Annotated in this window: 12 protein-coding genes and 1 pseudogene; 8 read left to right on the forward strand and 5 right to left on the reverse strand. The window is 70.7% G+C overall.

The genetic code is table 11. The features are described from left to right. Nucleotides 1-703: 703 nt before the first annotated feature. Nucleotides 704-2,704: pseudogene (locus ABD378_RS11365) on the reverse strand (DEAD/DEAH box helicase); the annotation flags it as partial. A gap of 309 nt (nt 2,705-3,013) precedes the next feature. Between ABD378_RS11365 and ABD378_RS11370 the strand changes: the two are divergent. Then, entirely contained in the window at nt 3,014-3,751 is a 738-nt protein-coding gene (locus ABD378_RS11370) for a ferritin-like fold-containing protein (RefSeq protein ID WP_344520495.1), read from the forward strand. Between the two features lie 104 nt (nt 3,752-3,855). On the opposite strand, the gene ABD378_RS11375 is transcribed toward ABD378_RS11370, so the two are convergent. From ABD378_RS11375 to ABD378_RS11390, 4 genes are all read right to left on the reverse strand, one after another. After that, nucleotides 3,856-4,128: a hypothetical protein gene (locus ABD378_RS11375; RefSeq protein WP_344520496.1), complete on the reverse strand. Its 273-nt coding sequence runs from the start codon at nt 4,126-4,128 to the stop codon at nt 3,856-3,858. A gap of 190 nt (nt 4,129-4,318) precedes the next feature. Continuing rightward, entirely contained in the window at nt 4,319-4,546 is a 228-nt protein-coding gene (locus ABD378_RS11380) for a DUF3107 domain-containing protein (RefSeq protein ID WP_055565193.1), read from the reverse strand. Nucleotides 4,547-4,702: 156 nt separating this feature from the next. Further along, complete coding sequence (locus ABD378_RS11385; RefSeq protein ID WP_160507089.1) at nt 4,703-5,344, reverse strand: TetR family transcriptional regulator; 642 nt, start codon at nt 5,342-5,344, stop codon at nt 4,703-4,705. A gap of 144 nt (nt 5,345-5,488) precedes the next feature. Further along, nucleotides 5,489-5,704, reverse strand: a complete 216-nt coding sequence (locus tag ABD378_RS11390; RefSeq protein ID WP_344520497.1) for a hypothetical protein — start codon at nt 5,702-5,704, stop codon at nt 5,489-5,491. A 167-nt stretch (nt 5,705-5,871) separates the two neighbouring features. Between ABD378_RS11390 and ABD378_RS11395 the strand changes: the two genes are divergently transcribed. From ABD378_RS11395 to ABD378_RS11425, 7 genes are all read left to right on the forward strand, one after another. Further along, a complete protein-coding gene (locus tag ABD378_RS11395) occupies nt 5,872-6,861 on the forward strand; it encodes an alpha/beta fold hydrolase (protein ID WP_344520498.1) in 990 nt (329 codons plus the stop codon). A gap of 8 nt (nt 6,862-6,869) precedes the next feature. Beyond that, on the forward strand, nt 6,870-8,285 hold the full coding sequence (locus ABD378_RS11400; RefSeq protein ID WP_344520499.1) for a DUF3152 domain-containing protein: 1,416 nt from the start codon (nt 6,870-6,872) through the stop codon (nt 8,283-8,285). Nucleotides 8,286-8,375: 90 nt separating this feature from the next. Then, nucleotides 8,376-8,468 carry an Ms4533A family Cys-rich leader peptide gene (locus ABD378_RS11405; protein WP_344520500.1) on the forward strand — a complete coding sequence of 31 codons (93 nt, stop codon included), beginning with the start codon at nt 8,376-8,378 and terminating at the stop codon, nt 8,466-8,468. Between the two features lie 174 nt (nt 8,469-8,642). Then, nucleotides 8,643-10,370, forward strand: a complete 1,728-nt coding sequence (locus ABD378_RS11410; protein WP_344520501.1) for an ABC transporter substrate-binding protein — start codon at nt 8,643-8,645, stop codon at nt 10,368-10,370. Between the two features lie 20 nt (nt 10,371-10,390). Then, a complete protein-coding gene (locus ABD378_RS11415; protein ID WP_344520502.1) occupies nt 10,391-11,383 on the forward strand; it encodes an ABC transporter permease in 993 nt (330 codons plus the stop codon). Beyond that, on the forward strand, nt 11,380-12,369 hold the full coding sequence (locus tag ABD378_RS11420) for an ABC transporter permease (RefSeq protein WP_344520503.1): 990 nt from the start codon (nt 11,380-11,382) through the stop codon (nt 12,367-12,369). The genes ABD378_RS11415 and ABD378_RS11420 overlap by 4 nt, the downstream gene beginning before the upstream one ends. Continuing rightward, nucleotides 12,366-13,997, forward strand: coding sequence for a dipeptide ABC transporter ATP-binding protein (locus ABD378_RS11425; protein WP_344520504.1), 1,632 nt, complete (start codon nt 12,366-12,368; stop codon nt 13,995-13,997). Before ABD378_RS11420 ends, ABD378_RS11425 begins: the two co-directional genes overlap by 4 nt. The last annotated feature ends 93 nt before the right edge of the window (nt 13,998-14,090 follow it).

Here is a 14,090-nt window from a genome sequence, read left to right on the forward strand (position 1 = left end):
GCCGCAGGGGGTTGGGGGCTGGTCGCCGGTGCCTCGCGGTCCACTCTCCCGGCGCTTCGCGCCGGATCTCCCCCTCCCGCCCACCCGATTGCCCGGCAGCCGCAGGGGCTGCTGGGGCCCTGGGGGCTCGCCCTTTCCCGCGCTTCGCGCGGATCCTTCCCGCCCACCCACCCGTTGCCCCGCAGCCGAGCGGTGTTGGGTGGGCGGGTGGGGTCGGTCGCTGGTGCCCTGGGGTGGGTTGGGTCTCCTGCTGGTGCGCTGTGGTCCGCCCTCCCGCGTGTCGTGGGTCTTCCCCGCCCGGCAACTGCAGGGTGATCGGGTGGGTGGGCTGGGGAACCGGGCTGGGGAACCGGGCTGGGGAACCGGGCTGGGGAACCGGGCTGGGGAACCGGGCTGGGGAACCGGGCTGGGGAACCGGGCTGGGGAACCGGGCTGGGGAACCGGGCTGGGGCGGAGCTGTTGGGGTCGGGTTTCTGCGCTGCGTGCCGATGCTCCCGGCCTGCGCATCCGGCCTGCCTGGCAACTGCAGGGTGATCGGGTGGGTGGGCGGGAGGAATCCGGGGCGGAGCGCCGGGACAGGTGGAAGCGGGTCGCGACAGCGAAGGGGAGTTGGGGGGATGCGGCACGCAGAAGGCCCGGCACCCCGTAGGGGGCCGGGCCTTCAGGCGTCAAACCTCAGCGGAGCGTGTCAGCTCTCCTCGGCCGGCGCAGCCACCGCCTTGCGGGGGCGGCGGCGCGGCTTGGTGACCGTGGCCTCCTCGGCGGCCGCAGCCGGAGCCTCCGCGGCCTTACGCGTACGGCGACGCGGCTTGGTCTCCTCCGTCGGCTGAGCGGGAATCTCGGCCTCGACGGTCTCGGACACGGGCTCCGCGGCCTTGCGAGTGCGGCGGCGCGGCTTGGCAGCAGGGGCCTCGGCCTCGGGTTCGGCAGCCTCCGTCACCTCGGCCGCGGGCTCCGCCGCCTTGCGCGTACGGCGGCGCGGCTTGGTCGCCGGGGCCTCGGTCTCGGCCTCGGCAGGCTCCGTGGGCTGCACGGTCTCGACCGTGTCGACCACAGCCTCCGCGGCCTCCGAGTTGCTCCGCGTCCGGCGACGGCGGCGCGGCGCACGCGGCTCCGTCAGCTCGGCCTCGGGCGAAGCCACAGCCGCAGGCGCGGCCTCGGCCACCGCCACGGCCGGAGCCGGAGTCTCCAGCGGGGTACCCGAGCGGGTACGGCGACGCCTGCGCGGCGTACGCGCCTCGCGCGGCTCGCGCTCCGCCTCAGGAGCAGGAGCAGGAGCGCGCCCACGGTCGCGGTCACGACCGTCGCGGTCACGGCCGCCACGCTCGCGGTCCCGCCCGCGGGAGCCACCCTTGCCGCCCGTCTCGCCGAGGTCTTCGACCTCCTCGGCGCGGAGCCCGGCACGGGTCCGCTCGGCGCGCGGCAGCACACCCTTCGTGCCCGCCGGGATGCTCAGCTCCTCGTACAGGTGAGGAGAGCTTGAGTACGTCTCGACCGGGTCGCTGAGGCCGAGGTTCAGCGCCTTGTTGATCAGCTGCCAGCGCGGGATGTCGTCCCAGTCGACCAGCGTGATCGCGATGCCCTTGGCGCCCGCGCGGCCGGTGCGGCCGATGCGGTGCAGGTAGGTCTTCTCGTCCTCGGGGGACTGGTAGTTGATGACGTGCGTGACGCCACCGACGTCGATGCCGCGCGCGGCGACGTCCGTGCAGACGAGCACGTCCACCTTGCCGTTGCGGAAGGCGCGCAGCGCCTGCTCGCGGGCGCCCTGGCCGAGGTCGCCGTGCACGGCGCCCGAGGCGAACCCGCGCTTCTCGAGCTGCTCGGCGATGTCGGCGGCGGTCCGCTTCGTACGGCAGAAGATCATCGCGAGTCCGCGGCCGTCGGCCTGAAGGATGCGCGAGACCATCTCGGGCTTGTCCATGTTGTGCGCGCGGTACACGTGCTGCTTGGTGTTCGCGACGGTCTGGCCCTCGTCGTCCGGCGCGGTGGCGCGGATGTGCGTGGGCTGCGACATGTAGCGACGGGCCAGGCCGATGACCGCGCCCGGCATGGTCGCCGAGAACAGCATCGTCTGGCGCTTCGGCGGCAGCATGTTGATGATCCGCTCGACGTCGGGCAGGAAGCCCAGGTCGAGCATCTCGTCGGCCTCGTCGAGGACCAGGCACTTGATGTGCTTGAGGTTGAGCTTCTTCTGGCCCGCGAGGTCGAGAAGACGACCCGGCGTGCCGACGACGATGTCGATGCCCTTCTTGAGGGCCTCGACCTGCGGCTCGTAGGCACGGCCGCCGTATATGGCGAGGACGCGTACGTTCCGCGCCTTGCCGGCGGTCAGGAGGTCGTTCGTGACCTGCTGGCAGAGCTCACGGGTGGGGACGACGATGAGCGCCTGCGGGGCGTCGGTCAGCTGCTCGGGCTTGGCCCGGCCTGCCTCGACGTCCGCGGGGACGGTGACGCGCTCCAGGAGCGGGAGTCCGAAGCCGAGCGTCTTGCCGGTGCCGGTCTTGGCCTGGCCGATGACGTCGGAGCCGGAGAGCGCTACGGGCAGCGTCATCTCTTGGATGGGGAAAGGGCTGATGATGCCGACGGCCTCGAGGGCCTCGGCCGTCTCGGAGAGAATTCCGAGATCGCGGAAAGTCGTAGTCAGGGCATTGCCTCTTCTGTGGACGCAGTCCGAGGCGAACGCTGGGGGTCGTGACCGTGCCACTACCGCCGGCTGCTTGGGGGGCGGGGCCGGGGGCGCGGGACCACTGCCTGCGCTCGAGCGCTCGTACCGCTGAGGTTCCCTCCTCATGCCGTCCGCACTGTGCGGGCCGCCTGGAGGGCTGTCGGTTCGGAGCCGATCGGGCCTCCGACCGGGCATCCTCATTCGTACGGCCCGACGAATATTCGGCAGGCGCATTACCACTGTACCCCGGAATCTCGCAGCCGTGTCTGGCGAATTGGTCACGTAGTCGTCGTCACAGTCACTGACCAGGCCCTTACACGTTGCTGCGAGCGGGCTATTGTGCGGTTTATGGAGACGCCTGACACCGCCGCTGACACACCTGCCGAACCGACCGGAATCGCCGCCCAGGACTGGAAGACCGCTGCCGAAGAGCCGCACTACCGCGCCGCGGTGGTGGACCTGCTCGGAGCGCTCGCCTACGGAGAGCTCGCGGCGTTCGAGCGGCTCGCGGAGGACGCGAAGCTGGCGCCGACGCTCGGCGACAAGGCGGAGCTGGCGAAGATGGCGTCCGCCGAGTTCCACCACTTCGAGCAGCTGCGGGACCGGCTCTCGGCGATCGGCGCGGACGCGACCGAGGCGATGGAGCCCTTCGTGGCCGCGCTAGACGGCTTCCACCGCCAGACGGCGCCGTCCGACTGGCTGGAGGGCCTGGTCAAGGCGTACGTGGGCGACTCGATCGCCAGTGACTTCTACCGCGAGGTCGCGGCACGCCTTGACGGCGACACCCGTCGTCTCGTCCTCGGCGTGCTCGACGACACGGGGCACGCGAGCTTCGCCGTGGAGAAGGTGCGCGCCGCGATCGACGCGGACCCGCGCGTGGGCGGGCGGCTCGCGCTGTGGGCGCGACGGCTGATGGGCGAGGCGCTCTCGCAGTCGCAGCGGGTGGTCGCCGACCGTGACGCGCTGTCGACCATGCTGGTCGGGGGCGTCGCCGATGGCTTCGACCTCGCCGAGGTCGGGCGGATGTTCTCGCGGATCACCGAGGCGCACACGAAGCGGATGGCTGCGCTCGGCCTGGCGGCGTAGCGCTCTGCTGGGTTCGGCGGATTCCCCTGCGGGGGCGTTGTGGCTGGGCGCCGCCGCCTGGCCTCTGCGGGTGCGTCCTGGTTTCGCGCGCCGTTCCCCGTGCCCTACGCCGTCGCTGAGCGACGGCGCAGTCGGCTCCGGCTGGGGCGGATCAGGAGTGAGAGCAGGGCCGCGGCTACGGCCACCGCGCCCGCGATCGTGGCGGGTGCGTGGCCCGCGCCCAGGGCCATGTGCGTGACGAAGGCACCGATCACGGCGCCCGCCGCCCCGGTCGACAGGACCAGGTTGCGTGCGGGCAACCGGTGGGGCAGTCGGTGGGCCGCGGCCCATGCCAGGGCGAAACCGAGCAGTGCGGACCCGAGTGCTTCCAGAATCACAGGGTGTTCCCTCCCTCGCGGCCAGGTGCGAAACGGTCGTAGCCGGTCTTACCCCTGGCGGCCGGAATGCAACCCTCCAGACAGCCCCCCGGACCTTCCGTGCGCGGGGCGCGTCAACACACGAGAACGGCCCGGTGGTTGTGACCACCGGGCCGTTCTCGTTGTTCGTCCTGCGTGCGGCGCCCCTGAACTACAGGGCGCTGAAGCCCACCTTGCGCGCGGTCGGCTCACCGAGCTCGACGTACGCAAGGCGGTCGGCCGGAACCAGGACCTTGCGGCCGTGGTCGTCCACGAGGCTCAGCAGCGGCGACTTGCCGGTCAGCGCCTCGGACACCGCGTGCTCGACTTCCTCGGCACTCTGGCCGCTCTCCAGCACGATCTCGCGGGGCGCGTACTGCACGCCGATCTTGACCTCCACGGCTTTGTCCCTCCGACGGTCAGTGATGTGCGCGGGCGTCCGCGCCGTACTCAGCACACATTAGCCCGGTGAAGCGATGCCGACGGTTCCGCCGCTGCACGCCAGTAGCGAACAGAGATCGGGAACAGAATCCGGCAACGGGAAACCGGGCTCCGGTCAGTGGCCGTCCACGCCGTGCAGGGGGAAGCCGGCGATGCCGCGCCAGGCCAGCGAGGTGAGCAGCTCCACCGCCTTGTCGCGCGGGACCGTGCTGCCGCTGGCGAGCCAGTACCGGGCCACCACCTGTGAGTAGCCGCCGAGGCCCACCGCGAGCAGCATCGCCTCGTCACGGGGCAGCCCCGTGTCCTCGGCGATGACCTCGCAGATCGCTTCCGCGCACTGGAGCGTGACCCGGTCCACGCGCTCGCGGACCGCTGCCTCGTTCGTCAGGTCGGACTCGAAGACAAGACGGAAAGCGCCGCCCTCGTCCTCCACGTACGCGAAGTACGCGTCCATCGTGGCCGCGACCCGCAGCTTGTTGTCCGACGTGGAGGCAAGTGCCGTACGGACCGACTGCAGCAGTGACTCGCAGTGCTGGTCGAGCAGGGCGAGGTACAGGTCGAGCTTGCCGGGGAAGTGCTGGTAGAGCACCGGCTTGCTGACTCCGGCCCGCTCGGCGATGTCGTCCATCGCCGCCGCGTGGTAACCCTGCGCGACGAAGACCTCCTGAGCCGCGCCCAGCAACTGATTGCGTCGGGCACGACGCGGCAGGCGTGTGCCCCGCGGGCGTGCTGCCTCTGTCTGCTCGATGGCTGTCACGCCGCCTCCCATGATCGTGAATGTGCGGTGTGCGCCGCGCGGCCATCGTACTTTTCGGTAACCGTGATGTGCGCGGTACGAGCGGAGAATTTCACGGACTGGATGGCCGTGAAAGCCGTGCGTAGCAGGGCAAACACGGGCAGCTCAGCGATAGTCGTCCTCGTCCATGCTCACGACGCGGGCCTGTTCGGCCAGGTCTGCCTCGTTGGCGGCGTCCGTGTCCGCGTCCTGCAAGGAGTCGTCCTCGCGCGGTGCGAGGTCGGTGTGTTGCTCCGCGGCATCGGCCTCGGGTGCCTCGGGGCTGGGATCTGCGGTCTCTTCGACCTCGAAGGTCTCGGGGTCGGACGGGTCGACGGTCATCGTGGCTCTCTTCCCTAGCGGACTAGTGGTGCGAGTGCCCTGTTCGCCCTCTCCTATGAGCCTAGGAGACTGCCGAACCGGGCGCTACGCGATCTCCGGGCGACATCGTCGGGATCTGTGACGGCGAACACATGAACCACCGTGTGATCGTCTCGTAACATTGCCGCATGTCTTCGACCGAGCTGCCGAACGTGATCGCCGCCTCCGTCGCGCCCAAACCGGGTGCCGTCGGGGTCGCGGCGGGCGAGCGGCTCGACTCGGTCACCCTCCCCGGGCTCACGCTCTCGGTGCGTTCCAGGCCGTCGGTCCGCGAGGGGCTGCCCTCCGCGCTGTACGTCCACGGTCTTGGCGGGTCCTCGCAGAACTGGTCGGCCCTGATGCCGCTCCTTGAGGACGTCGTCGACTGCGCGGCGCTCGACCTGCCGGGGTTCGGCGACTCGCCGCCGCCGGACGACGGCGACTACTCGATCACCGGGCACGCGCGCGCGGTCATCCGATATCTGGACGCCCGCGAAGACGGGCCCGTGCACCTGATCGCCAACTCGCTGGGCGGCGCGGTCACCACACGCGTGGCCGCCGTCCGCCCCGACCTGGTCCGCACCCTCACGCTGATCTCGCCCGCGCTCCCGGAGCTGCGGGTGCAGCGCACGGCGCTGCCGACCGGACTCCTCGCGGTGCCCGGCGTCGCGGCTCTGTTCACCAGGCTCACCAAGGACTGGACGGCCGAGCAGCGCGTCAGCGGCGTCATGGCGCTCTGCTACGGCGACCCGGGCCGGATCTCGCCCGAGGGGTTCAGCGCCGCCGTGCGGGAGATGGAGCGCCGACTCGCCCTTCCGTACATGTGGGACGCGATGGCACGCTCGGCGCGCGGCATCGTGAACGCGTACACGCTGGGCGGGCAGCACGGCCTGTGGCGGCAGGCGGAGCGGGTGCTCGCGCCGACACTGCTCATCTACGGCGGCCGGGACCTGCTCGTCTCGTACCGCATGGCCCGCAAGGCCGCCGCCGCGTTCCGTGACTCACGGCTGCTCACACTGCCGGACGCGGGACATGTGGCGATGATGGAGTATCCGGATACGGTGGCCACGGCCGTCCGCGAACTCCTCGCGGACGCAGACGAGTTGCCTGAATCCGGCCGTTCGGGCGCGGGGAGCTGAGGCGGCACGTGGGACGTCATAGCCGCCGGGGTTCGTCCGACCTCGCAGACAACACGGGCAGCACGAACACCACCGACATACCGTCGCCTCAGGGCGCTCGCCCGCCGGGTCCCGGCACGGGGCGCCGCAGGCGCGCCCCCGGGGACGACGGCACGCCCGCGCACGGAGTACCGCAGGCGACCCCGCCGCACGGCATGCCCCAGGCGACGCCTTCCCACGGCACGCCGCACGTCCGTGGCGGGCACCCCGAGCAGCGTGAGCCGGGCGGGGCATGGGGAGCCGGGCCGCGGATGGGCGCCGCCTACGGGACGCCGGGAGCGCGGACCGCGCCGCCCCGTGTGCCGGGACCACGCCGCGAGTACGTGGACGCGTTCGGCGACGACCTCGCCGACGAGGACCTCTTCGGGGGCGGCGCGAGCCGCCCCTCGCCCATGTCGGCCGGCACCCCGCCCCGCGACCCGTACGCCTCCGTCACCGACTGGGACCGCGCGGTCGACGCGGACGAGGAAGCGCACGGAGAGCTCTGGTCCGACGGAACCGACGGAACCGACGGAGCTGACGGAGCCGACGGAACCGGCGGCCCCGGAAATGTCGCGGACGACGAGGCCAAGGACGGCAAGGGCGGCGGCAAGGGCCGCACCTTCACCGGGATCGCCGCGGCCGCCGTCACCACCGTCCTCGCGGTCGTCGTGGCCGGCCAGGTGACCGACAGGCCAAAGGATTCTGCTCCCGAGACGCAGGCCGCGAAGGGCCAGGAAGGCCGTGGCTCCGGCGAGGACGCGTCCCGCTCGGACGACCGGCCCACGCCTCCTGAGTCCGCCCCGGCGACGTACGAGACGAAGATGGCCAAGAAGTACCCGCTCGACGCCAAGCTCACGGCGTCCGGCGACTTCGACGCGATGGCCGGGTTCGACAAGGCGCCCGGCAAGGGACAGCTGTTCCGCTACCGCGTCGACGTCGAGAAGGGGATGGGCCTGGACGGCGAGCTGTTCGCGTCGGCCGTGCAGAAGACCCTGAACGACGAACGGAGCTGGGCGCACGGCGGGGGCCGGGCCTTCGAGCGGATCTCTTCGGGGAAACCCGATTTCGTCATCACGCTCGCCAGCCCGGGGACGACCGCGAAGTGGTGCGCGAAATCCGGGCTCGACACGCTTGAGCAGAACGTCTCGTGTGATTCCGCGGCCACGGACCGCGTCATGATCAATGCCTATCGGTGGGCGCAGGGTGCCAGGACCTACGGCGACCGCATCCATCCGTACCGGCAGATGCTGATCAACCACGAGGTCGGTCACCGGCTCGGCTTCAACCACACGGACTGCACGAAGGACGGCGAGCTCGCCCCCGTCATGCAGCAGCAGACGAAGTTCCTCGACCACGACGGAATCAAGTGCAAGGCCAACCCCTGGGCGTTTCCCAAGAGTTGAGACGGAAGTATCGGCATGCGGTCGTTTGTCGATCGGCGTCGTCGGTCAACAGCTTTGACATCAGCCGAAACTTCGTTCATATTTCTCCGCATGTCGCCTCGTCACGCCTCCTCGCGCGCCGCCCTTGAGCTGGCGCTCTTTGGCGTGACCGCGCTCTGCGTGTCCGACATTCACTGTTGCTGACGCCCGCCCCTGGCGCGTGCGTCGCTTTCTCTCAGGACCCTCTGCAGTCTCTGCACCTCTGCAGCTTCTGCACCCTCTGCGGTCCTGACTGACCTTCTTCGGCGACCCCGGGGCGAGCTCTGCTCTTTTCCTCAGCTCTCTTCCCCCGCTTGATTCTCCGAGAGGTCCCTTCCCATGCGTCAACCGTCCGTCATAGCCCGCCGCGTGGCAGCGGCATCCGTCAGCCTCGTCCTGGCAGCGGGGGCCGCCGCCTGCGCGGGCCCCGAGGACAACGAGGCAGGGAGCGGCGGCGCCGGCGGCAAGCCCGCCAAGGGCGGCACACTCACCGTCCTCAACAGCGCCCCGCAGGTCGACTTCGACCCGGCGCGGCTCTACACATCGGGCGGCGGCAACGTCCCCTCGCTCGTCTTCCGCACCCTGACCACCCGCAACCGCGAGGACGGCGCCAAGGGCTCGGAAGTCGTGCCGGACCTCGCCACGGACCTCGGCAAGTCGAGCAAGAACGCCACGGTGTGGACGTACACGCTGAAGAAGGGCCTCAAGTACGAGGACGGTTCACCGATCACGTCCGCCGACATCAAGTACGGGATCGAGCGCTCCTTCGCCGGTGAACTCTCCGGTGGCGCGCCCTACTTGAGGGACTGGCTGATCGGCGGCGACAAGTACGCCGGGCCCTACAAGGACAAGAGCGGCAAGGGGCTCGAGTCGATCGAGACGCCCGACGAGCGGACCATCGTCTTCCACCTCAACAAGCCCGAGGGGGAATTCCCCTATCTGGCCACCCAGACGCAGTTCACGCCTGTCCCCAAGAGCAAGGACAAGGGCACGAAGTACGAGGAGCACCCGGTCTCCTCGGGCCCCTACAAGGTCGTCAAGAACGAGAACGACGGCGAGCGCCTCACCCTGGAGCGCAACGCGCACTGGTCGGCGAAGACCGATCCCGAGCGCAAGGCCTACCCGGACAAGATCGACGTGCGGTCCGGCCTCAACTCCTCCGTCATCAACCAGCGGCTCTCGGCGGGTCAGGGCGCGGACGCAGCCGCCGTGACCACCGACACGAACCTCGGCCCCGCCGAACTCGCCAAGGTCACCGGCGACAAGGCCCTGGCGTCGCGCGTCGGCACCGGGCACTTCGGATACACGAACTACCTCGCCTTCAACCCGAAGGTGAAGCCCTTCGACGACCCGAAGGTGCGCGAGGCCGTCTCGTACGCCGTCGACCGCTCGTCCGTGGTCAACGCCGCCGGCGGCTCCTCGCTCGCCGAGCCCGCGACGACGTACCTCCCGAACCAGAAGTCCTTCGGATACACGAAGTACGACCACTTCCCGGCGGGCGCGAACGGCAATCCGAAGAAGGCCAAGGAGCTTCTTGAGAAGGCCGGTCACAAGGACGGGCTCACCATCACGCTGACCCACTCCAACGCCAAGGACTTCGAGACGAGCCCGGAGATCGCCACCGCGATCCAGGACGCCCTGAAGAAGGCCGGGATCAAGGTCAAGCTGGAGGGCCTCGAGGACAACGACTACAAGGACAAGGTGCACAGCGCCAAGGACGAGCCGGGTCTCTTCCTCGCCCACTGGGGCGCCGACTGGCCCTCCGGTGGTCCCTTCCTCGCCCCGATCTTCGACGGGCGGCAGATCGTGAAGGACGGCGCCAACTTCAACACCGGCTTCCTTGACGACAAGTCGGTCAACGACGAGATCGACGAGATCAACAAGCTCACCGACCTCGACGCCGCCGCGAAGCGCTGGGGCGCCCTCGACAAGAAGATCGGCGAGCAGGCCCTGACCGTGCCGCTGTTCCACCCGGTCTACAAGCGCCTGTACGGCAAGGACGTCAAGAACGTCGTGATCAGTGACTGGACGGGCGTCCTCGACGTCTCCCAGGTCGCGGTCAAGTAAGGGTCAGCGGTCACATCACCATGAGCGAGGCCCTGTTGGCCTCGGAAGCGGGGACGGGCGCCACGGCGCCCGCCCCGACTTCCGGTGCCCGTCAGTTCTGGCGGCGGCTGCGTGCGCAGCGCGCCGCCCTCGTCGCGGCGTCCGTCGTCGCGCTTCTCGTCCTTGTCGCGCTCGCCGCGCCGCTGCTCACCGCCATCGAGGGCCAGGACCCCAGTACGTACCACCCCGACCTCATCGACTCCGGGCGCGGCGGTGTGCCGATCGGCTCGTTCGGCGGGATCAGCGCCGAGCACTGGCTCGGCGTCGAACCGCAGACCGGGCGCGACCTGTTCGCCCGCCTCGTGTACGGCGCGCGGGTCTCCCTGGGCGTCGCGCTCGCCGCGACCCTCGTGCAGGTGCTCCTCGGCGTCGGCATCGGCATCGCGGCCGGGCTCGGCAACCGCCTGGTCGACCAGGTGCTCAGCCGCGCCACCGACGTCATCGTCGCCATGCCGCTGATGGTCCTCTCGCTCGCCCTGATGGCGATCGTGCCCAGCGGCTTCCCGCGCCCCGTCCTCGTCGCCCTGGTCATCGGGCTCGTCGCCTGGGGCAGCACGGCCAAGATCGTGCGCGCGCAGACCATGACCCTGAAGGAGCTCGACTACGTGGCCGCCGCCCGGCTCAGCGGCTGGAGCACCTGGCGCATCGCGCGCCGCGAACTCCTGCCGGGGCTCGCCGCCCCCGTCATCACGTACGCGGCGCTGCTCGTCCCGATGAACATCACGGTGGAGGCCGCGCTGTCCTTCCTCGGCGTCGGCGTCAAGCCGCCGACCGCTTCCTGGGGGCAGATGCTGACATCGGCCGACATCTGGTACCAGGCTGCGCCGCAGTACCTACTGCTGCCGGCGGGGGCGCTGTTCGTGACGGTGCTCGCGCTGACCGTCCTCGGGGACGGTGTGCGGACCGCGCTCGATCCACGGGCCGCGTCGCGGCTGCGGGTCGGGACCGGGCGCAAGCGGGAGGGCAAGGCATGACCGGGTTTCTGCTGCGGCGCCTGATCGGCGCCCTCGTCACACTGCTCGCCATCTCCGTGATCATCTACGCGGTCTTCTACGTCGCTCCCGGTGACGTCGCCCAGATCACCTGCGGCCCGCGCTGCTCACCGGCTCAAGTGGCCCAGGTGTCCGAGCAGTTGCGGCTCGACGACCCGGTGTACGTCCGCTACTGGGACTTCCTGCGGTCCGTCTTCGTCGGACAGGACTACTCGACGGGCACGGGCGTGGAGCACTGCGACGCTCCCTGCCTCGGGCTCTCCTACCAGAGCGACCAGCAGGTCACCCAGCTGATCCTGGCGAAGCTGCCGGTCACCGGGTCGCTCGCGCTCGGCGCCATGGTGATGTGGCTGATCCTCGGGGTCGGCACCGGCGTCCTCTCCGCCTGGCGGCGCGGGCGCGTCACCGAGCGCGTCCTGACCGCCGTCACCCTCGCGGGCACGGCCACGCCCGTCTTCGTCATCGGTCTGCTGCTGATGATCGTGGTCTGCGGCCAGCTGAACTGGCTGCCCTTCCCGCAGTACGTCGCGTTCACCGACGACCCCCAGCAGTGGGCGTGGAACCTGCTGCTTCCCTGGCTCTCCCTCGCGCTGATCGAAGCCGCCAAGTACGCGCGCCTGACCCGCTCCTCGATGCTGGAGACCCTCGCCGACGACCATGTGCGGACCTTCCGTGCGTACGGCGTCGGGGAGCGCTCGATCATCGGCAAGCACGCCCTGCGGGGCGCTGTCGCCCCGGTCATCGCGCTGAGCGCCAACGACTTCGGGTCGATGTTCGGCGGCGCCGTGCTCAGCGAGACGCTCTTCGGCCTGCCCGGCATGGGGCGCGAACTCGTGCACGCGGTCAAGGTCGTCGATCTGCCGGTCGTGGTCGGCATGGTCCTGGTGACCGGCTTCTTCGTAGTGCTCGCCAACGCCGTCGCGGACGTCCTTTACGCGGTGGCCGACCGAAGGGTGGTCCTGTCATGAGCCTGGCCCAGAGTCTCGTCCAAGTGACCGACCTGGTGGTCGATTTCGGGGAGACGCGGGCCGTCGACCGGCTCTCCTTCACGCTGGAGAAGGGCGCCGCGCTCGGCCTCGTCGGCGAGTCGGGGTCCGGCAAGAGCACGGTGGCCTCCGCGCTGCTCGGGCTCCACCGGGGGACCGGAGCGAACGTCGGCGGCACGGTGCGGGTCGGCGGCATCGACGTACAGGAAGCGTCCGGCGAGGAACTGCGGCGGCTGCGGGGCGGAAAGGTGGCGATGGTCTTCCAGGACCCGCTGTCGTCCCTCGACCCGTACTACGCGGTCGGTGACCAGATCGCCGAGGTGTACCGCGTGCACACGGGGGCCTCGCGCAGGGCGGCACGCGCGCGTGCCGCCGAAGTGCTCGACCGGGTGGGGATTCCGGACGCCGTACGCAGGGCGCGTTCCCGGCCGCACGAGTTCAGCGGCGGCATGCGGCAGCGCGCGCTCATCGCCATGGCGCTCGCCTGCGAGCCCGAGCTGTTGATCGCGGACGAGCCGACGACCGCCCTGGACGTCACCGTGCAGGCCCAGATCCTCGACCTGCTGCACGCGTTGCGGGCCGAGACCGGGATGGGTCTTCTCCTGGTCACCCACGACGTCGGCGTCGCGGCGGAGAGCGTCGACGACGTCCTGGTCATGCGGTACGGGCGGGCCGTCGAGCGCGGTCCCGTGCGGGAGGTCCTCGGGGCGCCCGAGGAGGCGTACACGCGGGAGCTGCTCGGGGCGGTGCCCCGAGTGGACTCACCACGCGAGGTGGCCTCACCACACGAGGAGGCCTCCCGCGCGCAGGGTGACGTCGTACTCGAAGCCGTCGGCCTGCGGCGGGAGTTCGGGCGCGGCAAGCGCGCGTTCGCCGCGGTGGACGGGGTCTCGCTCACGGTCCGCCGGGGAGAGACGCTCGGAGTCGTGGGGGAGAGCGGCAGCGGCAAGACGACGCTCGGGCGGATGCTGGTGGGGCTGCTCGAACCCTCGGCGGGTGACATCCGTCATGGGGACGCTTCGGCGTCCGGCGGCGGCATACGGACCGGCGTGCAGATGGTGTTCCAGGACCCCGTCTCCTCGCTCAACCCGCGCCGGAGCATCGGCGAGTCCATCGCCGATCCGCTGCGTGCCCGGGGGGAGCGCGACGACTCCGTGGTGCGCGCTCACGCGCGCGACCTCATGGAGCGCGTCGGGCTCGATCCGGCGTACTACGGGCGCTATCCGCACGAGTTCAGCGGCGGCCAGCGGCAGCGCGTCGGGATCGCGCGGGCCCTTGCCGCCGAGCCCCGGGTCATCGTGTGCGACGAGCCGGTCTCGGCGCTCGACGTGACGACGCAGGCGCAAGTGACCGCGCTGCTGGCCGAACTGCAGCGGGAGCACGGCCTCGCCCTCGTCTTCATCGCCCACGACCTCGCGGTGGTGCGCCAGGTCAGTGACCGGGTCGCGGTGATGCGGAAGGGCCGGATCGTCGAACAGGGCTCCGTCGACGAGGTGTACGGAGCGCCGCGACAGGCGTACACCAAACAGCTGTTGGCGGCCGTGCCCGCGCTCGACCCGGAGGCCGCGGCACAGCGCCGCACGGCCCGCAGGGAGCTGGCCGCAGCTTAACGCTCCGTAGCCAAAGAGCGCTCTCCGAACGCCATAGCGCGACGGAACGCTACCGGTGCGGGAAAGTTACGGCCGTTCACCCCTTTTGGTGGC

The sequence above is a fragment of the Streptomyces rectiviolaceus genome (genome assembly GCF_039533825.1).
Classification (GTDB): domain Bacteria; phylum Actinomycetota; class Actinomycetes; order Streptomycetales; family Streptomycetaceae; genus Streptomyces; species Streptomyces rectiviolaceus.